Below are 220 nucleotides of genomic sequence, written 5' to 3' on the forward strand. Positions count from 1 at the left end.
GGCGCTAAAGGCGATACAGGTGCAGTTGGTGCGACAGGTGCCAAAGGTGACACAGGAGCAGTTGGTGCAACGGGAGCTAAAGGCGATACAGGTGCAGTTGGTGCGACAGGCGCTAAAGGCGATACAGGTGCAGTTGGTGCGACAGGCGCTAAAGGCGATACAGGTACTGTAGGTGCGACAGGCGCTAAAGGCGACACGGGTGCAGTTGGTGCAACAGGTG

At 58.2% G+C, this 220-nt stretch carries 1 pseudogene; it reads left to right on the forward strand.

What is annotated here, in order from left to right:
* A pseudogene (locus IO68_RS33490) lies at positions 1–220 on the forward strand (collagen-like protein); the annotation flags it as partial.

This window comes from Acinetobacter sp. COS3, assembly GCF_000475335.1.
In the GTDB taxonomy this organism is placed as follows: Bacteria; Pseudomonadota; Gammaproteobacteria; order Pseudomonadales; family Moraxellaceae; genus Acinetobacter; species Acinetobacter venetianus.